Annotated in this window: 20 protein-coding genes and 1 tRNA gene; 18 read left to right on the top strand and 3 right to left on the bottom strand. The window is 45.1% G+C overall.

Annotated features, from left to right (window positions below; all coding sequences use genetic code 11):
- The 3 genes from AC5SLM_RS07325 to AC5SLM_RS07315 form a co-directional block, all read right to left on the bottom strand.
- Positions 1-1,047 (bottom strand): hypothetical protein, encoded by a 1,047-nt coding sequence (locus AC5SLM_RS07325; protein WP_495250286.1) that lies wholly within the window; start codon positions 1,045-1,047, stop codon positions 1-3.
- Positions 1,048-1,139: 92 nt separating this feature from the next.
- Positions 1,140-2,939 carry an excinuclease ABC subunit UvrC gene (gene uvrC / locus AC5SLM_RS07320; protein WP_495250285.1) on the bottom strand — a complete coding sequence of 600 codons (1,800 nt, stop codon included), beginning with the start codon at positions 2,937-2,939 and terminating at the stop codon, positions 1,140-1,142.
- Positions 2,921-3,241 carry a hypothetical protein gene (locus tag AC5SLM_RS07315; RefSeq protein WP_495250284.1) on the bottom strand — a complete coding sequence of 107 codons (321 nt, stop codon included), beginning with the start codon at positions 3,239-3,241 and terminating at the stop codon, positions 2,921-2,923. Before AC5SLM_RS07315 ends, uvrC begins: the two co-directional genes overlap by 19 nt.
- A 236-nt stretch (positions 3,242-3,477) precedes the next feature.
- Here AC5SLM_RS07315 and nadB point away from each other — a divergent pair, with 236 nt between their 5' ends.
- The 18 genes from nadB (at position 3,478) to AC5SLM_RS07225 (ending at position 22,833) form a co-directional block, all read left to right on the top strand.
- Positions 3,478-4,920, top strand: coding sequence for an L-aspartate oxidase (gene nadB / locus AC5SLM_RS07310; protein WP_495250283.1), 1,443 nt, complete (start codon positions 3,478-3,480; stop codon positions 4,918-4,920).
- Positions 4,921-4,939: 19 nt separating this feature from the next.
- A complete protein-coding gene (gene guaA, locus AC5SLM_RS07305) occupies positions 4,940-6,478 on the top strand; it encodes a glutamine-hydrolyzing GMP synthase (protein ID WP_495250282.1) in 1,539 nt (512 codons plus the stop codon).
- A gap of 2 nt (positions 6,479-6,480) precedes the next feature.
- Positions 6,481-7,134, top strand: coding sequence for a uroporphyrinogen-III synthase (locus AC5SLM_RS07300; RefSeq protein ID WP_495250281.1), 654 nt, complete (start codon positions 6,481-6,483; stop codon positions 7,132-7,134).
- A 263-nt stretch (positions 7,135-7,397) separates the two neighbouring features.
- Entirely contained in the window at positions 7,398-8,660 is a 1,263-nt protein-coding gene (gene purD / locus AC5SLM_RS07295) for a phosphoribosylamine--glycine ligase (RefSeq protein WP_495250280.1), read from the top strand.
- Positions 8,657-9,109, top strand: coding sequence for an RDD family protein (locus AC5SLM_RS07290; RefSeq protein WP_495250279.1), 453 nt, complete (start codon positions 8,657-8,659; stop codon positions 9,107-9,109). Before purD ends, AC5SLM_RS07290 begins: the two co-directional genes overlap by 4 nt.
- Positions 9,096-11,198, top strand: coding sequence for an LPS-assembly protein LptD (locus tag AC5SLM_RS07285; RefSeq protein WP_495250278.1), 2,103 nt, complete (start codon positions 9,096-9,098; stop codon positions 11,196-11,198). The genes AC5SLM_RS07290 and AC5SLM_RS07285 overlap by 14 nt, the downstream gene beginning before the upstream one ends.
- Positions 11,198-11,476, top strand: a complete 279-nt coding sequence (locus tag AC5SLM_RS07280; protein ID WP_495250277.1) for a J domain-containing protein — start codon at positions 11,198-11,200, stop codon at positions 11,474-11,476. The genes AC5SLM_RS07285 and AC5SLM_RS07280 overlap by 1 nt, the downstream gene beginning before the upstream one ends.
- Entirely contained in the window at positions 11,454-12,179 is a 726-nt protein-coding gene (locus AC5SLM_RS07275) for a phosphoribosyltransferase (protein WP_495250276.1), read from the top strand. Before AC5SLM_RS07280 ends, AC5SLM_RS07275 begins: the two co-directional genes overlap by 23 nt.
- A complete protein-coding gene (locus AC5SLM_RS07270) occupies positions 12,158-14,389 on the top strand; it encodes a polyribonucleotide nucleotidyltransferase (protein ID WP_495250275.1) in 2,232 nt (743 codons plus the stop codon). Before AC5SLM_RS07275 ends, AC5SLM_RS07270 begins: the two co-directional genes overlap by 22 nt.
- 108 nt (positions 14,390-14,497) lie before the next feature.
- Positions 14,498-14,797 (top strand): F0F1 ATP synthase subunit C, encoded by a 300-nt coding sequence (locus tag AC5SLM_RS07265; RefSeq protein WP_495250274.1) that lies wholly within the window; start codon positions 14,498-14,500, stop codon positions 14,795-14,797.
- A 36-nt stretch (positions 14,798-14,833) separates the two neighbouring features.
- Positions 14,834-14,918: transfer RNA gene (locus tag AC5SLM_RS07260), tRNA-Leu, on the top strand.
- Between the two features lie 204 nt (positions 14,919-15,122).
- Positions 15,123-16,460, top strand: a complete 1,338-nt coding sequence (locus tag AC5SLM_RS07255) for a sodium-dependent transporter (RefSeq protein WP_495250273.1) — start codon at positions 15,123-15,125, stop codon at positions 16,458-16,460.
- 11 nt (positions 16,461-16,471) lie between these two features.
- Positions 16,472-16,732 (top strand): hypothetical protein, encoded by a 261-nt coding sequence (locus tag AC5SLM_RS07250; protein WP_495250272.1) that lies wholly within the window; start codon positions 16,472-16,474, stop codon positions 16,730-16,732.
- A 33-nt stretch (positions 16,733-16,765) separates the two neighbouring features.
- The gene (locus AC5SLM_RS07245; RefSeq protein WP_495250271.1) at positions 16,766-18,964 is read left to right on the top strand and encodes a sensor histidine kinase; all 2,199 of its coding nucleotides are present in this window, start codon (positions 16,766-16,768) and stop codon (positions 18,962-18,964) included.
- A gap of 32 nt (positions 18,965-18,996) precedes the next feature.
- Positions 18,997-19,647, top strand: coding sequence for a response regulator transcription factor (locus AC5SLM_RS07240; protein WP_495250270.1), 651 nt, complete (start codon positions 18,997-18,999; stop codon positions 19,645-19,647).
- A gap of 130 nt (positions 19,648-19,777) precedes the next feature.
- The gene (locus AC5SLM_RS07235; RefSeq protein ID WP_495250269.1) at positions 19,778-20,842 is read left to right on the top strand and encodes a TRAP transporter substrate-binding protein; all 1,065 of its coding nucleotides are present in this window, start codon (positions 19,778-19,780) and stop codon (positions 20,840-20,842) included.
- A gap of 120 nt (positions 20,843-20,962) precedes the next feature.
- The gene (locus tag AC5SLM_RS07230) at positions 20,963-21,484 is read left to right on the top strand and encodes a TRAP transporter small permease subunit (protein WP_495250268.1); all 522 of its coding nucleotides are present in this window, start codon (positions 20,963-20,965) and stop codon (positions 21,482-21,484) included.
- Positions 21,485-21,486: 2 nt separating this feature from the next.
- Positions 21,487-22,833 (top strand): TRAP transporter large permease, encoded by a 1,347-nt coding sequence (locus tag AC5SLM_RS07225; RefSeq protein WP_495250267.1) that lies wholly within the window; start codon positions 21,487-21,489, stop codon positions 22,831-22,833.
- Positions 22,834-22,864: the final 31 nt, after the last annotated feature.

Here is a 22,864-nt window from a genome sequence, read left to right as displayed (position 1 = left end):
TTAGCAATAACGGTGAAGATCGTTTTTTAAATCTAAAATCAGGTGTTGAAAATGAACGAAAAGCTCTTTAGCTAGCGCGTCGTCTGCTTCGCGCAGTGCTTCTAGCAACAATGCAAGTGGCTTCATCTGAAAGGTGTGCGCGGTGTCTAAAACCTGATGTATCAATGCGTTCTTTGTGCGCACATCATTGTCCGCAATGGCATCTTCTAGGGCATAGGCAAGCATCTCTAAGTGCCCTAGATATTCTTCCACGAGAGGTAAAAACTCCGTCGGTTCAAGTCCTAGTGCGGTGCTAGCTTCGTGAATGTCATAAGGTGCCTTGTAGGGCGGCTGTTGCGCAGAAGTTTCTTCTTGCTCTTCTTCTTCGTTAAGATTGATAAAAAGTTTTTCTTGAGCGGGGGCGGGCTGTGTTGAGAAGGCAATAGGGTCATCAAAGTTTAGTGAGGGAAAGCCCGTTTCATTGTACTGTGAAATTTCCTCTTCAGGGGGAAGTGAGGGCGAAGGCTTGATGGAAAAATCTTCTACATGTAAGGAATCTTCTACATGTAAGGAATCTTCTACATGTAAGGAATCTTCTACATGTAAGGAATCTTCTACATGTAAGGAATCTTCTACATGTAAGGAATCTTCGGGTATTAAATGGGTTTGCGTTTTTAATAAGGAAGGCGCTTCTGAAGAAAGGGTTGTATCAGAAGGTGCCATAGGGGAAGCATCGCCAGCGTGGATGCTTTGAAGGGAAACACCGTAGAGCATCTGGTGCGTTTCTAGTGGACCAAAGGGGAGGATTTCTCGAATAGAAACGTGAACTTCTATCTCTTTGCCATTTTTTTTCTTGATGATGGCATTTTTACTTGGAGCGCCACTGTAAAGAACATAATCAATCCACGAGAAATTTTGAAATTTATACACGTAGCCCAATTTGTTGACAAACAAGTCGGCAACATCGTTGTTGTAGGTTTTAAATTCTTCCATGTCTTCGTAGCCCAAAAAAACGAGAACATCTTTGGCGATACCAATAAGATTACACTCTTTGTCGTACAAAATCACGGAATATCCTTACTAAATGATTGGAAAAGTTTATCTATTCTATGTTTAATAATACCTTTTACTCAAAAAATCAATATAAATAGTCTTTAAAGTTATTTTTGTGCCAAAAAAAGCCGTTGTGCAACGCGCTTCCCTGCGACAAAAGAGAGCTCTTCTTGGCTAGCTTGCGCAATCGCTTCAAAGGTACCAAAATAGAGCAACAATTTCTTAATAGCCCCTTCGCTTAAGCCCAATTGCTTTAATGCAGAATGATTTTTATCCTGTGCCCGTTTGGTTTTTCGGTGAAAGGAGATGGCAAAACGGTGGGCTTCATCGCGCAAGCGTTGGAAAAATTGTAACTTGGTGTCGCCAGGGGAGAGGGTGTGTGTGCCTTTGGCGGTGTGTAAGATGTCTTTAGCGGCCCCTTTGGCACGGTGGGCTTTGGCATCAATTTTTTCTTTAGCAATGGCAATCACATCCACTGACACTCCCGCACTTTCTAAAATGGAACGCGCCAATTCAAGTAAGGTTTTCCCCCCATCGATGACCCACAAATCAGGAGCGCTTTGGGTGTCAAAGCGCAGGGCGCGCTGGGTGAGAAGCTCGCGCATTTGGCCGTATTCATCCTTGCTGTGAAGGTGGTAATGGCGGTAGGCACTTTTAAGAAAGTTGTCATTTTCCCAACACACGATAGCCCCCACACTCGCCTCTCCCCCAAGGTGGGAATTGTCAAACACCTCAATACGCTCAGGCGGGCGTGAAAATTCAAAATAGCGGGCAAGGTCTTCTTGCAAAGAGACCGTGTGTTTGCGCAAGTGTTGGGCGCAAAGTTCCTTGGCGTTGGTGAGGGCAAGGTCGATGAGGTGGCGTTTTTCTCCGCGCTTGGGGTGTTTGATGGAGATGGGGTGATGAAGACGCGCTGTAATGATGGCCTCTAATTCTTTGGCTTCTTCCAAAGGGTGTGCTGTAAAAATGGTTGCTGTGGTCATCGGGCTTTGGAGTGGGTAGGCGTCTAGGAGGAGTTGACGGTATAAAGCCTCGGGTTCAACTTCGCTGTTGGCGCGCGCGATTGTGTGCGAGGAGGAGACGACTTTCCCTTCTCTAATAAACAACCGCAAGGCACAAACAAGGGAGGGTTCCGCATGGACGGCAAAGATGTCAAAATCTTCAAGTTTTGCCAAATCAAGGTGCGTAAAATTCCCCATGGAGCTGATGCGTTGTGCCATGTCTCGCAACTGCGCGGCTTCTTCAAAATGGAGCCCTTGCGCGTAGGCCTCCATCTTTTGGTGTAAGGCTTCGTGAAGTACGCGTGGTCGGTGAATGAGGTTGGCTGCTGCTTCTGTGATTTCACGGTACGCCTCGGGGGTGATTTTGCCCTCGCAAGGTGCTAAACAACGGCCCATTTGAAAAAACAAACAGGCTTTTTTGCCCCGTTCACATCCTCTTTTTTGTACCAAAGGAAAGAGCAAATACAGCGCACCCAATAACTCTTTTGCCCCCGAAGAAAAAGGGCCAAAGTAGCGAATATGTTTTCCTTTGACCACCTTGCGTGTTATGTCAAAGCGCGGATAGGGTTTGCTAAAATCGATGTAGATATACGGGTATGTTTTATCATCACGCAATAAAATATTGTATTTGGGTTTGAGTTGTTTGATGAGGGAATTTTCTAAAATAAACGCATCATGCTCGCTCTCAAGAAGCAAGTATTCCAAGGAAGCTGTTTCGCTAATCATCTTATGGATGCGTGGGGAGAGGGTGGGATTTGGACCAAGGGAAGGGGAGAAGCGAAAGTAACTTTTGACCCTATTTTTTAAAGATTTTGCTTTTCCCACGTAGAGCAAACGCCCCGTTGTATCAAAAAATTGGTACACCCCTGCGCTGTGAGGAAGGTGGGCTAGTTTGCTTTGGAGCATTGGATGGTTGCGCGGATAGATTCAAAAAGGGCGTGGAGCTCTTTAGACGTGGCATAGTTCACAAAGGACGCGCGTGAAGCTTCGGTATAAAAAGGGCCAGTGGGGGCCGAAGGCCTTACATGTAAGGGAGGTTTGTTGGTGACAAAGGTTTTGATATGTTCGACTTCAATGCATTGGCAACTTGGGTCGTGGGCAATCAACTCTTTTAATAGCCCTTTTATTAAAGTGGTCTTATAATGGAATTCCATTTTTAACCCAGGATGCTCTAAAACAAAGAAGAGCGTGTCATGCTTAATGTACATGAATCGCACGCCTTGCGCCATGTTTTTTGGTAGCAGGCTAAGGAGTTTTTGGTAGCTCTCATTCTTTTTTAGTTGTGTCAAAGAAGGATCATTTTTCAAATGACTAAGAATTGTGCGCACGTGTTTCATGTGCTAATTATACCATCTCTTTTGGTGCTTTTTCTTTCAGGTTGCGGGTACAAAGCCCCGCCAACATACGCTCCTTCCCAAGAACAACCCCAAGAACAATCACGTTAATGCAGTACGATGTTGTCATTATCGGCGCAGGTGTCGCTGGACTAAGTACGGCTGCCCATTTGCCTTCTTCCATGCGGGTTTTGGTGGTCAGTAAAGATTACCCCTGGGAGTGCAATACTTTTTACGCCCAAGGGGGTGTGGCAGTAGCAAATAGCCATAAGGATATTGCCTGTCATATTGCCGATACCCTAGAAGCGGGTGTGCGCTATGGAAACCCCGAGGCAGTGAGCATTTTGTGCAATGAAGGCCCTGCGTGCGTTGAGGCACTCATGGCGCAGGGGTTCGCCTTTGATACGGACGAAAAAGGCGCTTTGCTTTACACCCAAGAAGCCGCGCACAGCGACAAACGCATTGTCCACGCAGGTGGGGATGCAACGGGTAGAGAGATTCACCTGCACCTTATGCGCCACCTTCAGAGCACCTTGCTTTACAACACCCAAGTGGTTGATTTGTTGATTGAAGAGGAGCGCTGTTATGGGGTGCGCATACGCAACCAAGACGGGATTTCGTGCGTGTATGCTAAGCATATTGTCATAGCAAGCGGAGGAGTGGGTTCGTTGTATGAGTTTCACACCAACGCACGCACTATTAGTGCTGATTTGCAAGGCATTGCCCTAGAGCATGGGTTGGCGCTAAAAGACATGGAAATGATGCAATTTCACCCCACGGTGTACGTGAAAAGCAAAGGCGTGCGCAAGCAGCTCTTAAGCGAAGCACTGCGTGGCGAAGGGGCAAAGGTGGTGGATGCTTCGGGACGACAATTTTTGTTTGATTATGACCCCGATGGTGAACTTGCGGCAAGGGACGTGGTGAGCCAGTCGATTTTTGACTACCAACACACCCACGCTCAAGATGTTTTTTTGGATGTTTCTTTTTTGGATAAAGCCGCGTTTGCCAAGCGGTTTCCGAGTATCTACTTTGCCATGCAAAATGAAGGGGTTGATGTGCCCTATGCGCGCATTCCCATCTCCCCTGCGTTTCATTACGCCATGGGGGGCATCGCGACAGACATGCAAGGGCGTGTTGAGGGGGTGGAAAACCTCTATGCCGTGGGAGAAGTGGCGTGTACGGGCGTGCATGGTGCCAACCGCTTGGCGAGCAATTCGTTGCTAGAAGGGTTGGTCTTTTCCGTGCGCGTGGCAAAAACCATCCTTCAAAGTACCCACACCCATAAGCCCAAAACCTTTACATGTAAAGAAGAGCCCTTGCAGTGCGAGGGGGATAAGGCTAAGAAAAACGCCTTGCGGTTATTGATGTGGAAAAATGCAGGTATTGTGCGGACACCCAAGGGCATGGAAGAAGCTTTGAATCGCGTCCAAGACATGCTAAAATGTCGCACTGGAAAACTGCTAAGACTCAGATTGTTAGCTTCGCAGGAGATTTTACGCCACGCCTTGCGTCGACGCGAGAGCCTTGGTGCACATCGTCTGGTTGAAAAATAACACACCACTAAGGAAATAGATGAAAGACGTACCCATCCTCGTTTTAGACTTTGGATCACAGTACACGCAACTTATTGCGCGTAAGATGCGAGAAAACGGTGTTTATTGCGAGATTGTGCCGTATAATGAACCCCTTCACGCCATTAAAGCACGCGCGCCAAAAGGATTGATTTTAAGTGGTGGCCCTGCTTCTGTCTACGCCAAAGATGCCTATTGTCCAGATCCTGCTGTGTTTGATTTGGGTATCCCGATGCTTGGCATTTGTTATGGTATGCAACTTATGACACAACACTTTGGTGGCAGTGTTGTGGCGGCAAGTCACCACGAGTACGGCAAAGCAGAACTTGTGTTTGACCACAATCATACCCTTTTTACAGACACTGCTTCTGGGCAAATTGTTTGGATGAGCCATGGGGATAAGGTCGAAAGTTTGCCCAAAGGGTTTGAGAAAATCGCCCAAAGTGCCAACTCTCCTTTTGCGGCCATTGCCAACGAAGCAAAACACTTGTACGCCTTTCAGTTTCACCCTGAGGTGTACCACAGCGAGCAAGGCAGTAAACTGTTAAAAAACTTTGCTAAGCATATTTGCGGGTGTGAAAGCACGTGGAATATGGGCTCTTTTGCGAAAGAAAAAATCGAAGAAATTCGCGCAAAAGTGGGCAGCAAGAAAGTTTTATGTGGCGTCAGTGGCGGCGTAGACAGCTCGGTGGTTGCGGCCTTGCTTGCCGAAGCGATTGGGGAGCAGCTTGTGCCTGTGTTTGTGGATAACGGACTTTTGCGCTCAGGAGAGCGTGCACAAGTGGAAGCTGCGTTTAAGCTCCGTCTTGGGGTGGCGTTAATCACTGTGGATGCTTCCGCTATTTTTTTAGAGCGCTTAAAAGGCATCACGGACCCAGAGCGAAAACGCAAAATCATTGGTGAAACGTTCATCGAAGTGTTTGAAAAAGAGGCGAAAAAATACGACGGTATTGAGTTTTTAGCGCAAGGCACTTTGTATACAGATGTTATTGAGTCTGTTTCGGTAAAGGGGCCTTCCAAGACCATCAAATCTCACCACAACGTCGGGGGACTGCCCGAATGGATGAAGTTTGATTTGATTGAACCTTTGCGCGAAATTTTTAAAGATGAGGTGCGTGTTTTGGGGCTCGAACTTGGGCTTCCTAAAGAGATGATTAACCGCCATCCTTTCCCTGGCCCAGGCCTTGGGATTCGCATTATGGGTGAAGTAAACCGCGAAGATTTAGAACTCTTGCGCAAAGCGGATGTGATTATGTTAGAAGAGCTTCGTGCAACAGGGTATTATGAAAAAACATGGCAAGCCTTTACAGTGCTATTAAACGTCAAAAGCGTGGGGGTCATGGGCGATAACCGCACCTATGATAACACCGTGTGCGTGCGTATCGTCGAAGCGACTGATGGCATGACGGCTACCTTTGCCCACATTCCTCATGATATTTTAGAAAACATCAGCCGTCGTATTATCAATGAAGTAGATGGCATTAACCGCGTTGTGTACGACATTTCAAGCAAACCCCCCGCTACTATTGAGTGGGAATAGGCTTGATTTACCTGCTTGGCGCCACCTCACACCCTAGGGCAAAACACCTTGGGGTGATTGAGGTGCGCCCCCTCCCTCTCTCCTTTTCGCCCCATGGCTTTGACGCCATCATATTAACCTCTAAAAATGCTGTTGTCTCTTTGGAGGCGTCCAAGATTTCATGGCAACATTTGCCGGTATATGCTATTGGCAAAGGGACGCAAGAGGCGGCAAAAAAAGCGGGTGCGACCATCGCCTACGTGGCCAAGGAAGCATACGGGGAGCGGTTTGCTTTAGAGGTAACTCCCTTGCTTCAAGGAAAAAAAGTGCTTTTTCCTAGAGCCAAAGAAGTGGTTTCGGACGTGGCAGGTCTTTTGGGCAAAGAGAGGGTTTTGGTACACGATGTGATTGCCTATGAAACCGTGTGTGCACCCTGTGAAACCTTGTCTGCACCTTTGCGTGCAAGTGTCTTGATTTTTACTTCCCCTTCGAGTGTGCGTTGTTTTTTGCGTTGTTTTTCGTGGGATGATTCGTGGCAGGTTGTGAGTATTGGAAGAAAAACAGCAGATGCCTTTCCGAGGGAGATTTTTTCCCATATTGCCCCTGTTCAAACGGTGGATGCTTGTGTCCTCTTGGCTCAAGAGTTATACGTGGACTTAAGCAAAAGTCCCCTATAATATCCCTTGTAAGCCTGGGCGGTGCGACACCCGTATAGATGAGGGTCCAACACTTTAGTAGGGGCGGAAAGCGTACGAGATTGGTGCGTCTGTGGCTTTGTTTGAACCTTGTAATAAAGGCGAGAAGTTGCAGCCTAAAAAGCTCGTCATTTTTGCCATGTTGGCTTAGATAGGGCCAATGACGTTAACGGAACGGCCGCTTGGGTTTGCACCTTTAGCACACTGCCTGGTGGCATGGTGCTATTTTTTTTGGAGTAAGGCACATGAATATTTTAATTATCGGTAACGGTGGTCGTGAATACGCCATCGGACTTGCTTTGTTGAAAGATACCCCTAAAAACCATCTTTTTTTTGCTCCGGGTAACGGCGCCACTAGCGCTCTTGGAGAAAACATTCCCCTCGCTGATTTTGAATCTTTGGCACATTTTGCTAAAGAGCGCGCCATTGAGTTAACCATTGTGGGTCCAGAAGCCCCTTTGACCGAAGGCGTTGTGGATGTGTTTCATGCCCACGGATTGACGATTTTTGGCCCTTCAAAAGCCGCAGCACGCCTTGAGGGTTCAAAAATATTCATGAAAGAATTTTTGGCCGCTAACAACATCCCTACCGCCGCATTTTTACAAACCGATTCGTATGAGAAAGCTAGCGATTTTATCGACACCCTTAGCGCGCCTATGGTGGTAAAAGCAGATGGGTTGTGTGCGGGAAAAGGTGTTATTATTGCCCAAAGCAAAGACGAAGCAAAAGCAGCCGTGCGCGATATGCTCAGTGGTGAAAGCTTTGGAAGTGCGGGTATGCGCGTTGTGATTGAAGAGTTTTTAGACGGGTACGAGCTCTCTTTGTTTGCTATTTGTGATGGAGATGAGTACATTTTACTTCCCGCCGCTCAAGACCATAAGCGCTTAAAAGACGGCGACCAAGGACCCAACACGGGTGGTATGGGCGCGTACGCCCCCACCCCTTTGGTGAATGAGGGGATTTGCGAAGCTGTTAAAAAACGGGTTGTGGAGCCTACCCTTGCGGGCATGAAAGCCATTGATGCTCCTTTTTGCGGGGTGCTGTTTATTGGGCTTATGATTGTTAAGGGTGAAATTTTTGTGCTTGAGTACAACGTTCGGTTTGGAGACCCTGAGTGCGAGGTGCTAATGCCATTGCTGCAAACCTCAGCCACAGACCTTTTTTACAAAGCGGCAACAAGAGATTTAAAAAGCTTACATGTAAGCTTTCATGACCAAGTTGCGGTGGGTGTTGTGGTGGCGAGTGAGCATTACCCTTATAAAAGTTCTCCTAACGTTCCTATTTCCATCGATGCTGTTGAGATTGAAGGTGCACACGTGGCCTATGCGGGCGTGGGTGGGTCGCTCGAAGAAGGTTTACATGTAAACGGCGGCAGGGTGTTGCTGTGTATCGGCGTGGGCAAGGATGTCAAAGAAGCCCAAGCGCGTGCGTATGCGTTATGTCAGCATGTGCATTTTGAGGGGATGCAATACCGCAAAGACATCGCCTATCAGGCATTGGCCCAATGACCGAAGAAGAGCTAGTAAAACGGTTTGAGCAAGAGAATATTACCCTTGCTTCGCTTCCTGCGCGCACTCTTGCATTTATAGTGGACGAGTTGCTTGTTTCTTTGCTGTTTATTTCCATCTACTGGAACCAATTTTCCAATGCCGTTGATATTGAACAAACCATTCTTATTATGAATACGATGGTGATGTATGTGATTCTTTTAAAAGTGGTCTACCAAAGCTTTTTTGTGTGGATGTATGGGGCGACACCTGGGAAGATGCTTGCAAAAATTAAAGTCATTTATGTGTACGATGTGGACACGCCCTCTTTGGGAAAATCACTCTTGCGCGCGATGATTCGTGTGGTCAGTGAGACGATTTTTTACTTAGGGTTTTTCTGGGCCATGCTTAACCCAAAACGTGAATCATGGCACGATAAAGTGGCGGGAACCCTTGTTGTCAACGCTTAAGAAGATTGTGCTCTTGGGTGCACTTTCTTTTGGTGTGGCATTTGCCAATAGTGAAAACGTTGAAAACGTTGAGTTGCTTGCCAACACGGTGACCAAAAACGGCGAATGGGTTGAGGTGGTGGGCGAGGTGCTGGTGTATAGTGAACGCTACTTGCTCAGTGCCGATCGCGCTTTGTATAACGAGCTTACAGGTGAGTTGGAATTATTTGACAATGTGAGTGTTTTGCGCGGCGTGTACGAGTCAAGCCAAAGCGAGTATGCGAAAATCAACCTTAAAACCGACGAGGGAGATTACAGACCTTTTTTTTATTATGACCAACGTAGCGACATTTGGATGCAGTGTGAGTCAGCAGTGAGTGGCCCTGCGTATTTTATCACCGACAATTCAGTGGTTTCGAGTTGTAATGTGCAAAATCCTGACTGGAAGATAGGGTTCTCAGAAGGAAAACTCAACCGCGAGAGTAGTTTTTTACATCTTTACAATACCCTATTTTACATCCAAGATGTTCCTGTGTTCTACCTTCCTTATTTTGCTTTTTCTACGGACAAAACACGCCGTTCTGGCTTATTGGTTCCGATGATAAGTTACGGAAAAAAAGAAGGGTTCTTTTATGAACAACCCCTTTATATTGCTACGCAAGACCATTGGGATATAGAATTTAAGCCACAAATTCGTACCAATCGGGGCGAGGGGTTGTACGCAACCTTGCGGTTTGTAGATTCCCCTTACTCTAAGGGCGAAATTTCCATGGGGCAATTTTGGGAAAAAAGCGAGTATGCAAAAGAAGAAGACCTTAAAAACAAAGAGCATTATGGGGTGGAAGTAGAATACCAACGTGACCGTCTTGTGAGCCATTTGCTAGAAAAAGAGGCAAAAGATGGGCTCTGGTTGGATGTTACCTATTTGAACGACATTGACTATCTTAACCTTAAATCATCCGATGATGAGGCGAGCAACCAGTTGATTACCTCTCGGTTAAATTACTATTTAAGCCAAGAAGATGACTATTATGGGGCATATGCAAAGTACTACATTGATACGAAAAAACTAAACAACCACACAACCTTGCAAGAGCTTCCAACCTTGCATTACCACCGTTTTTCGGATAATTTTTTCCTTCCCAACCTTATCTACTCTTTTGACACACAGTTTCACAACTACACACGCAATAAGGGCATCAGTGCGAGGCAATACGAGGTCAATGCGCCACTTACGTTTTATACCTCCGTCTTTGATGAGTTTTTAAACCTTAGCGTTTCGGAAAATTTTTATGCTACCTATGTGCAGTACGATGAAAAGCGGGGGAAAAGTACAGAAACCTTTTACCGAAATTACCACCAATTTTCCGCCTATAGCGATTTGGCAAAAGCCTATGAAGGGTTTTACCACACTCTAAATTTGCGCCTTGATTACACGGTGCCAAGCTTTGACCATGGGGAAATTTCACAAAAGATTATTGAAGAGAGCAGCGGGAGTGAGATTGACAATTTTATTTCTACCGCCCATGAACCAGAAAGTGTTGCTGCGAAGCTGGTGCAGTATTTTTACGATGATGCAGGAGCAAAACGTATTCGCCACTCTTTGCGACAGCCTTATTATTTGGAAAAATCCATGTATAAGTATGGAAATTTGGAAAACAGCATCACTCTGTACCTTTCCAACGCATGGACATTGCGCAACGACTTTAAATATTCCCACGAGTTTCACAAATTTTCACGCATCCAATCTTCTGCCAGATGGAGCGGTTCTCCCCATACCTTTACCTTTTCGCACACTTTTTTAGACACACAGGTGGATGAAAAAGAGAGTTACTTGACGGCTTCTTTTGAAACAACACTGGGAAAATACTATAATGCCTTTGGTTCTATTAATTATGATGTGGAAGAGAGTTACATGAGTTCGTGGCGGCTTGGTTTTAAAGTGTTGAGGAAATGTTGGGACTATACGTTTATTTACAAAGAAACAATCACCCCCAAGCTTACAAGTGCAGGGTCGGATTCGGTGAATCGAAAGGGATTTTATATTATGTTTAATTTTTACCCTATTGGTGCCGTTCAGTATGAGCATAAAATCGAGGAGGTGCGTTAATGGCCCCTTCGACACACCCCAAAGAAGCCATTAACGCCGCCCTTGAAACCCTTAATCTTCCCGTACTAAGCTCTTTAAAAGATTTAAAGAGGCGCTACCGAGAAATGGTGCAAAAACACCACCATGATATTGTGGACCATGGGAATGCGATGCCCCACATTAACCACGCATACGAAGTGCTTAAGGGGTATATGGAAGGGTATAAGTTTTCCTTTTCTGAGGAGGAAATCATGAAACAATTTCCAGAAGAAAATCATGCTGCACGATTTAAATTCTGAAGCGTTGCGATTTGAAAATCGCGCAGACGCTATTGCAAAGATGATAGAGCTGCTTCCTGCTCATCAAATGTGCCATGAGGGGTGGGTTGTGGTGGCTATTTCTGCAGAAGGAGTTCCTGTCGCAGAGGGCATCGCTAAAAAATTGGGCCTTGGGTATGATTTGTTGTTTACAGAAGCCATTTATGCCCCCAATAATCCTGAATGCCAGATTGCTATGGTGAGCGAAACAGAAGAGATTGTCATTCATACAGAATTGGTGGAATCTTTCGGTATCAACCTAGATTTTATTTACGGAGAAGCCCACCGAAAGTATGAAGAGAAAGTCTTAAAATATGTGTATAAATACAGAAAAGGAGATTTGATTGGATCACTAAAGGGCAAAAATGTTCTTTTGGTGGATGAGGGATGTGAGACGGGGTTAACGGTTCTTACATGTATCAAAACGGCAATCAGCGCAGGCGCAAGATCTGTATCCTATGCAACACCAGTGATTGCTTCCAATGTTGTGGCAGGATTGGAAGCGGTGGTGGATGAAATTTTTACCGTATTTCGTGTTGCTAATTTTGTTGATGTGGACTTTTACTACCATACCAAAGAGCCTTTGGCGCAAGAGGCGGTAAAGGCTATTATCGAAGCTAGCTCAAATTATTTGCCATTTCAAAAAACAGGAGAGGTTAAGACATGCAGTATTCTATTGAAGTAAATAATCAAACAGAGATTTATGATGTAGGAAAGGTAGCCAGGCACGCTTCGGGTGCGGCGCTACTAAAAATCAAAGACACGGTTATTCTTGCTACCGTTGCAAGAGACGACAAACAAGTGGAAGAAAACTTTTTGCCACTTACAGTGCATTATATTGAAAAAACATACGCTGCGGGTAAAATTCCTGGCGGCTACATTAAGCGAGAAACAAAACCTGGCGATTTTGAAACCCTCACCTCTCGTATTATCGACCGAAGTTTGCGTCCATTGTTTCCAAAAGGATACGCTTACCCTACGCAGATTGTGCTTTTTGTGCTCTCATGCGATCCTGAAGTAGATTTGCAAGTAGCGGCACTTAACGCCGCCTCAGCCGCTTTGTACCTTTCTGACATTCCAGTAAACAAACCCGTGGCTGGTGTGCGCGTGGGATGCATTGGAGGGGAGTTTGTTGTTAATCCCTCTAATGGCGAATTGAAAAAAAGTACCTTGGACTTATATGTTGCGGGCACAAAAGAAGAACTGTTGATGATTGAAATGCGCTCCTTGCCTACTATCGACGCAGAGCCAGTTCCTATGGCGGCGATTGACCCGATGATTGACCCCGCTCTTGGACGGGGATTGATTGGGCTTCAGCAAAGCAATGAATTTGACGAAGAGCGCATGGTGGAAGCGATTGATTGTGCGCAACAAGCTATCACAAGAGCAGCCCGTGCGTACGAAGAAGCCTTTACGCCAATCAAAAAAGAAACGGCGGTGCTTGAGTACAAAGAGAGTTTGGAAAATGATTCCATTTTTGTCTATATTGACGAATTTTATAAGCAAGAGGTGGCAGATGCCATCAACCAAATGGCTAAAAGTGAGCGTGCAACAGAGCTTAAAAAAATTCTCTCCGCCATTCTTGCTGATGAAACGGCCATCCAGGAAGGGTGGAGTAAAGAGTTGGTGATGAGTGTGCTAGAGGCGTACAAGAAAAAGGTTGTGCGTGAGCAGATTATCCAAAAAGGCGTGCGTGCAGACGGAAGAGGCTTGCGCGATGTGCGTGAAATTACCATTGAAACCAATATTTTGCCTAAAGCGCACGGCTCTTGCCTTTTCACCAGAGGTCAAACCCAAGCATTGGCAGTGGTAACCCTAGGCAGTGACCAAGATGGCCAAATGTTTGATATTTTGACAGAAAAATCTGTCCAAACAGATACCTTCATGGTGAACTATAACTTTCCAGGCTTTTCTGTCGGGGAAGCAAGCCCACTAAGACCTCCAGGACGGCGTGAATTGGGCCATGGAAACCTAGCCAAGCGCGCACTAACACCTACGGTTGACATCAATGCACTGCATACCATTCGCCTTGTTTCAGAGATTCTTGAATCAAACGGTTCTTCTTCTATGGCCACGGTGTGTGGCGGTTCACTTGCATTGCGGGCAGCGGGTGTTGATACGACTGCTTTGGTTGCAGGGGTTGCTATGGGGATGGTATTTGAGGGCGAGAAGTACGCTATTTTGACAGACATTATGGGCCTTGAAGACCACGATGGGGACATGGACTTTAAAGTAGCAGGAACAAAAGAGGGTATTACAGCACTTCAAATGGACATCAAGTTGGGCGGCATTGAGCTTTCTGTGTTAAAGGAAGCCTTGCACCAAGCCAAAGAAGCCAGAGCACACATTTTAAATATCATGGAAGAAGCAGACAAAAAGATTCAGCTCAACGAAGATGTGCTGCCCAAGCTTGAACTTTTCAGTGTAGACCCCAGTAGGATTGTGGATATCATTGGACAAGCGGGGAAAACGATTCGAGAGATTATTGAACGCTTTGAAGTCTCTATTGACCTTAACCGTGAAAAAGGCGAGGTAAAAATAGCAGGCGGCAAGAAAAAGCAAGTCGAAGCGGCAAAAGATTATATTATTGAAATCACACAAAAAGACAATAGCCGTGGTGGACCACGGGGTGGACGCGGAGGAAGCCGTGAAAAAAGCCATGAAGCCCCTGTATTTGAAGTAGGACAGGTGTTTGAGGGCGAAGTAAAGCGTATTGTTGATTTTGGTGCCTTTGTAGGTTTGCCTGGCGAAATTGATGGTTTGTTACATGTATCCAAAATTGCCAAAGAGCGCGTGAATAATATCAATGACTATTTGCGAGAAGGCCAACAAGTGAAAGTACGTATTTTGGAACAAAAAGGGCATAAGATTAGCCTAGAAATGGTGCGCGACTAGCGGTTAAACTGATTTTAATCATGCCATGAGTATAATTTCCGCCTGCAAAGTGGTAAGTAGGGGAATGAAATCCGAACAGACTTTGTGAAAAATTGACAGGAGTACTGTATGAAGAAAGTTCTTTTCTTGATGATTGCACTTGCATCGGTTGCATTTGCAAATGACGGCGAAACACTTAAAGTGTATTCTGTTTTAGGTGCTGCTATTGTTCTTGGTATCGCTGCTTTTGGTGGTGCTATTGCGATGGGCAACACAGCGTCTGCTACCATTAACGGAACAGCACGCAACCCAGCTGTTGGTGGCAAACTTTTAACAACAATGTTTATTGCATTGGCGATGATTGAAGCACAGGTTATTTACGCGCTTGTTATCGCATTGATTCTTCTTTACGCAAACCCTTTAATGTAATACTATCGGTCCAAGGGTAATCCTTGGGCCAAACTTGCGACCGTGGTGGAATTGGTAGACACGCTATCTTGAGGGGGTAGTGCCAACAGGTGTATGAGTTCGAGTCTCATCGGTCGCACCATCTTTTTTTTCTTTCCCTTCTCTTTTTTAACTCCCTGTCATTGATACTCTTTTATACAACGTAGTTGTATATTTTTTGCATAAATCCTATGCTACTAATCTTCCCTTTGCCTTTTTTTTAATCCCCAAATCATCCTTTTTGCAATAGACCTAAAAGATAAGGTGTGCTAATATGTGGGCCAAAATTTATTTTAAAGGAATGCCTATGCATGGTGAACGCTTTAGCAAAGTAGGATTTGTTTTAGCGGCCGCAGGAAGTGCGGTTGGACTTGGGAATATTTGGAAGTTCCCTTATATGACAGGAGAAAATGGCGGCGGAGCCTTTGTGTTTATCTACCTTCTTACCATTGTTTTTATTGGTCTTTCGGTCTTTTTGGCTGAGTCAGTAATGGGACGATTGAGCCGAGGGGATGCCGTTTCTGCTTTTGAAACGCTTCCAGAGAAAAATGGCCAATACTGGAAATACGGTGGCTTTATGGTGTTTACCGGGGTGGTTATCCTGTCATTTTACACCATTGTGATTGGATGGATTTTTAAATACATCTATGTTGCGGCTACAACACTCCCCTCTACAGTTGAAGAGGCGGGTGCTGCCTTTGGGGGAATGGTGACAACCGATACCCTTGGGCAAATGCTCTTTTTTACCCTTGCCTTTGTGATTACGTTTTATACGGTTTCTCAGGGAATCAAGCGCGGGATTGAGCGCATTAACCTTGTGTTGATGCCGCTGTTGGTAGGGATTTTGGTGCTTTTGTTTTTTTATGCAACAACCCTTGAGGGATTTGGTGATTCGTTAAGATTTTTATTTGTTCCTGATTTTAGCAAAATCACTTCTACCTCTATTCTTTCTGCGGTGGGCCACGCCTTTTTCACCCTTTCTTTGGGCATGGGTACTATTATGACCTATTCTGCTTCACTGCCCAAAGACTCTAATTTGTTTAAAGCTTCTTTATCTGTAGCAGCATTGGATACAATTATTGCATTGATTGCGGGGATGGTTATTTTCTCTCTTATCTTTAGCTTTGGGGCAGAGCCTGCGCAAGGTGCGGGATTGGTGTTTATCTCCTTGCCACCGTTGTTTCACGATTTGGGTGTTGTGGGCAATGTGATTGGTTTTGCCTTCTTTGTTGCCTTGGCTTTTGCGGGTATTACTTCGGCTATTTCCATTGTTGAGCCTACGGCAATGTATATGATTAACCGTTTTAAAATGAGCCGCGCTCAAGCCCTTACGGCGCTTGGGGTTGTGACCTATGCCCTTGGAACCTTAGCGCTTATTTCCAATATTGAAACACTCAAAGGGTATGCAACCTTCTTTGGAAAAGGGGTATTTGATATTCTAGATTTCTCGAGTTCTTCCATTTTACTTCCTTTGGGCGGCTTGCTTATTGCGCTCTTTGTGGGGTATGCCCTTCAAAAAGAACGCTTGGTGGCACTTTTGGGCGCACACATGCCCAAGGGCGCTTTTGAAGTATGGTATTTTTCGATTCGTTATGTTGCGCCCCTTGGGATTGCCGCAGTAATGATTAATCAACTCTTCTTTTAAAAAGGAACACAATGCGCGATTTGGAACTAAAAAATGTCATTACCCTTGGGGATAAAAGTTATTTGGTTTCAACCATTGCCACTCCCGTAAGGCACACGTGGTTTGATGGGGATGGCAAGCGTATTGTGTACGAAACCATGGTTTTTGAAATCATGGAAGACGAAGTCTTGCACGAGCGCCCACTGTTTAATGAGCGCTACCATACTGCCGAGGAAGCAATTGCGGAGCATGGCGCTATTATCCAATCTCCTGAGGCCTTCTTTGTGCGCTAAGGGAGCCTTTTGATGGGGTATTTATGGAGAGGGGTGCTTGTTTTCCTTCTTACATGTAACGTGGCTTTAAGCACTTCATCTTCCCATGAAGTGCTTTTATTGCACTCCTACCATAAGGGCTATAAGTGGTCTGATGATATCTCTTTGGCTATTCACGAAAGTTTTTCCCAAAGGGAAAACATTGAAGTGATGTCCTTGTACATGGACACCAAGCGCATCGATACACCCGCGTACTTAGAAGCCCTAGTGCGTCTTTATAAAGAACAATTTTCCCAACGTACTTTTGATTTGGTCATGGCAGTGGACAATGCCGCGTTGGATTTTGCCATAACCCACCAGCGGGATGTTTTTCATGATGTTCCTATTGTTTTTTTAGGGATTAATGATTTTCATCCCAGCTTGTTGCGAGGAGCAAGCAAAAAGATAACAGGCGTGGTTGAAGAAGTGGACATCGAATCCACAATCGAATTAATGCTAGCCATGAACCCGCGCTTAAGGCACATTTTTGTTTTAAACGACCAAAGTGAAACGGGACTTGCGGTAAAAAATGAATTAGAAAAAGTCATCTCTCGGTATCGGCACAAGTTGGAATTTGAATACGTGGATAATTTGGATATCACAGCCATCAAAGACCGCGTGCAAGGGCTTAATGTTGATGACACTGCCATTTTATTCCTCCTTCTTTTTAAAGACAGTACGGGTAAATATTTTACCTACAAAGAAAGCCTTAGCGAAGTACATGCAGTGAGCCCAGTGCCTATTTTTGGGGTGTGGGATTTCTACTTGGGGCATGGGGTGGTTGGAGGGAAGATGACCAGTGCTAAAGCACAAGGAGAGGCGGCTTCAAAGATGGCACTTGAAATTCTTGATGGTAAACCTCCTTCACAAATCCCCATCCTAGATACCAGTCCCAATGTCTACCTATTTGACCACGACCAGTTGGCGCGATTTGGGTTAAAGATTCCTTTGTATATTGGATTTCACGAAATCCACAATAAGCCTTTTTCATTTTACGACACCTACAAGTCGTTGGTATGGAGTTTGGTGTTGTTGTTTTTATCAGGCATTGCTGTGACGTTTGTGTTAGCAACCAATGTGGTCATGCGCCGCAAAAGTGAAAAGGCCCTTAAAAGCCAGTTGATGTTTATCACCACCTTGTTAGATACCGTGAAAAACCCTATTTTTTACAAAGATGCCCTAGGGAGGTACATGGGATGTAACCAAGCGTTTTCTGCCTTGCTTGGGCTTCCAAAATGGGAAATTAGAGGAAAAACGATTTACGATCTTTTCCCTCCGGCATGGGCAAAAGAGCATGCGCTCAAAGATGAAATGCTGTTAAAATACCCCAATGCTAGCAGTGTAGATGAGGCGACCTTGCATTTGCCAAAACGCTCCATGCAGCATTTTGTTCTCCATAAAGCCACTTTTTCCAATGCGGACACTTCGGTGGGGGGAATTGTGTGCATCATGGACAATATCACGGAGTGTATTCAGCAAAAACAATTTTTAATTCAACAGTCAAAACTCGCCGAAATGGGGGAGATGATTGCGGCCATTGCCCACCAGTGGAATGAGCCTTTAGTGGAGCTTTCTGCGATTGTCCAAGACATGGAAATGTCGTATTACAACGAAGAGCTAAACGATGATGTGGTAAAAGCATACGTAAAAGACTCCATGCTTCAAATCCAATACATGTCAAAAACCTTAAAAGATTTTAGAAATTTTCTTAAGCCTTCGACCCAGAAAAAAAGTTTTAGCGTCAGGATAGCCATTAGTGAAATTACGGAACTTATTGGGCGCCATGTCTTTTACTCTAACATCAATCTTTTTGTCAATTTTAAACCAGAATCAGGCGATATCATGGTTTATGGTTACGAAAATGAGTTCAAGCAAGTGCTCTTAAACATCATCAACAATGCCAAAAAGAAAATCATCAACACCTACAAAGGCACCGACAACGTAGGCATTATTACCATCAATGTTTACCGCAATGAAGACACAACAGTGATTCAAATCATTGATGACGCAGGAGAGATTCCCTCCTCCATCATCAACCACGTGTTTGACCCTTATTTTACGACCACGCCGGGAGGAACGGGCCTTGGGTTGTACATGGCTAAAGTCATTATCGAAGACAAAATGCAAGGGCGCATTAGCGTGGCCAATGGGGAAAACAGTGCTATTTTTATCGTCGAAGTCCCCAACTGTGAGCGGATTGAAACCATCCATTAATTTTTAAAGCTTTCTTGGATTATAATGCTCCCATGAAAATACTACTCCTAGAAGACAACACCAGACTTAACGCAACCATCACGAAACGCCTTGGGGCGAAAGGGTTTGATGTGGATAGCTTTGAGGATGGCGCAGCGGCCTATGAGGCCGTGGATAATGGCTATGGATGTTACGTGCTAGACATTAACGTCCCTTCGCTTGATGGCATCGAATTGCTAAAGCGCATTCGGGAGTACTATCCCTATACGCCCGTCATTATCATTAGTTCCAGTGTCGAGCTTGAAACTATCCGCGATTCGTACCATTTTGGTTGCAGTGACTACATCAAAAAACCTTTTTTTGTGGATGAGCTGGAAATCAAGATTGAAAAATTATGCAACGTTACCAACGATATTGTTACCTTTGGTAACGGTTACAGTTTTGATGCCCTTTCAAGTATTTTGGAGCATGAGGGGGAGCGCGAGCGGCTTTCTAAAAAAGAACGTCTTTTGTTGGGACTCTTTTTGAGCGACCAAGGCAAGGTAGTTTCTTACGAAAAGATTCAATCTATCGTATGGGAAGGCAATTTTGCCAGTCTTGATTCTATCCGTTCCCTTATCCGAAGACTACGGAAAAAAATCCCTGAAAACTACATCGAAACGGTTGTAGACATCGGCTATTTGTTTAACCCGCCAAAATCCTAACCCTCTCCTTAGTGTTTCATAACGAAACAATAAGGAGAATCTTACTCCTGAATTAGAACAATTTTGTCACTTATTAGCAATTTCTCTTTACAATGCGTACTGAATACTACTTACATGTAAAGGAGAAAAAATGCATTATTGGAAACGCATTGTTGCTGTGTTAGCACTTGCTGTTGCAGTTGTGACAGGGGCAAATGCTGCGGAGAAAAAGGTTGTGTGGAAACTGGCGATGACGTGGGGTGGAACCTTGCATCCTTTTACCACTTCGGTGGAAAACATGGCTAAAATGGTCGAAACGATGAGTGGAGGCAACTTTATTATTCGTATCGATTCAGCCAACCGACACAAATCCCCCTTTGGTGTGCTAGATATGGTAAAGGCTGGGCAATACGAGATGGCCCATTCGGCTTCTTACTACTGGAAGGGCAAGGATGTTAATCTACTCCCCTTTACCAGCATGCCCTTTGGGATGACGGCTCCTGAGCAGTACGCATGGTTTTACTATGGCGGCGGCTTGGAGTTGATGCAAAAAGCGTACGCACCCCATAATATGTACTCTTTCCCCGGCGGCAACACGGGAGCTCAAATGGGCGGATGGTACCGCAAGGAAATCAAAACACTTGATGACCTTAAAGGGCTTAAAATGCGTATCCCTGGTTTTGCGGGCGAAGTGCTAGCAGAGCTTGGAACCGTAGTGACAAACATCGCTCCAGGCGAGCTTTACACAGCACTTGAGCGCGGTACAATTGACGCACTTGAATGGGTTGGACCAGGCATGGATATCAAGCTTGGATTCCACAAGGTAGCGCCTTATTATTACACAGGATGGCATGAACCAGCAACTGAGCTTCAGTATCTCGTTAACCAAAAAGCCTTTGAAGCACTTCCGGAAAACTATAAAGAAATGTTGCGCGTTGCCATGCGCGTTGCGGCGTACGATATGTATGCTTTAAACTACCATGAAAGTGCCCTGGCGTGGTCGGAAATTGCTACACAATTCCCACACATTAAGATTGAGACGTTTTCTCCAGAAATCATGAATGCCATGAAAGCGGCCAACCAAAAACTACTCAAAGAAATGTCCGATGCTAATCCTCTCTTTAAAGAAGTCATGGATTCTCAGGCACAATACTTGAAAAAAGTTCGTGTTTGGACTAAAATGTCGGATTTTGATTATCTAAAAGACAATCTTTAACGACGCACCACCAAAAGGTCGCGCCCCTTAAGGGCATGGCCTTTTGGTTTTTTTGTGAAGCCTTACATGTAAAGCCTTTATGAAAAAACCAAAGAAATTGCGAATGAGCAGGGAGATGGTATGTTGGAGAGAATGGAGCGTTTTTTTGACACGCTCGCGGATTGGATTGGGCATGTGTGCGGCATTTTGATGATTGCTATGATGCTCAATGTTTTTTACAATGTGGTGATGCGGTATTTTTTTAAATCAGGCTCCATTGGGGCGCAAGAGTTGGAGTGGCATTTTTTTTCACTCATTATACTGTTTGGGATTTCCTACGCCCTCAAAGAGGACGCGCACGTGCGAGTGGACGTGGTATATGATCGGCTAAAGCCAAAAAACAAAGCACTGGTCAATCTTTTTGGCGCGGTGGTTTTTATTGTGCCAATTTCCGTGTTGATTGCCACGGGTTCAACAGAATTTGTCTTGGAGGCTTTTAGGAGCAATGAGGGCAGTGGAGACCCCGGCGGGCTACCTTACCGCTGGATTATTAAAGCCATGATTCCCCTTTCTTTTTACCTGTTGTTGTTTATTAATCTTGGGTTTATTATCAAAAATATAAATGCCTACCGCGCCCATTCGCGCCCAGCAGGGGAGGCATAATCATGGTAGGCATCATTATGTTTTTTGCCGCTTTGGCAATGTTGGCCCTTGGGTTTCCTGTAGCCTTTACCTTTGGCGCGGTGTCGGTATTTTTTGCGATGATTGGCGGCGTGGTGGAGTCGTTGCACTATGGCGGCACCATTGCAGAGGGGTTTGGCATTGGCAAGGATATGTTTGGGTTTATGCCCTTTCGTGTGTTTTCCATTATGCAAAATACCATCTTAATGGCCGTACCACTTTTTGTCTTCATGGGCATTGTGCTTCAAAAAACAAAGTTGGCCGAACGCTTGTTGGAGTCGATGGGGTTTTTATTTGGAGAAATTCGCGGGGGCATTGCCATTAGCACCGTACTCGTAGGGGCGCTTTTGGCGGCTTCGACGGGCGTGGTTGGGGCAAGCGTGGTGGCGATGGGCGTTATCTCTTTGCCTGTCATGCTCAAATACGGCTACAGTAAAGAGCTTGCCACTGGAACCATTTGTGCCGCAGGAACCTTGGGTCAGATTATTCCTCCTTCTATTGTCTTGATTATTTTAGGCGACGTATTTCAAGTGCCTGTGGGGGATTTGTTTAAAGCTGCTCTTTTTCCAGGCCTTGCACTCGTGGGTGCTTACGTGCTTTTCATTTTGGTCATTGCATTTTTTAAAAAAGAACTTGCTCCCCCTATTGTCATTATGAGCAGTGAGAGCAAGATGAAACAAATCTTCAATGCATTGCTTGCCGTCATCCCTCCGCTAGTGCTTATTGTTATGGTACTTGGGTCTATTTTTGCAGGTATTGCTACGCCCACGGAGTCTTCGGCGGTGGGCTGTATTGGCGCGGTGGGCCTTGCCCTTTTGTACCGCACTTTTTCCTTTACGATGCTCCACGAAGCGGCTCTTGAAACCGTCAAAATTACCGCCATGGTTTTTGGTATTTTGATCGGCGCAACGGCATTTTCCATGGTGTTTTCGTACACGGGCGGAGAGGAAATTGTAGAAGAATTTATGCTAGGATTGCCCGGTGAAAAATGGGGTTTTGTTATTTTGTCTATGATTGCCATTTTGATTCTTGGTTTTTTTATCGATTTTGTGGAAATCTCCTACATCATCGTTCCTATTTTAGTGCCTATCGCCGATGCTATTGGCATTAATCCTGTGTGGTTTGCCATTTTGATTGCTATGAACTTGCAAACGTCGTTTTTAACACCACCTTTTGGGTTTAGTCTTTTTTACCTCAAAGGCGTGTCGCCTCCGGAGGTTAGAACGGTGCATATCTACCGCGGGGTGATTCCTTTTATTTTGATTCAGATTGCTGTGTTGACGGTTTTAATGTTCTATCCTGGGTGGTTTGGTATCAGTGTAATGCAGTGATGTTTCAGGGTTGGTGTATTATCATTTAGAT

This window comes from Sulfurospirillum sp. HTRB-L1, assembly GCF_059415125.1.
Note: the sequence above shows the minus strand (reverse complement) of the source record. Positions and strands in the feature narration are given on the sequence as shown.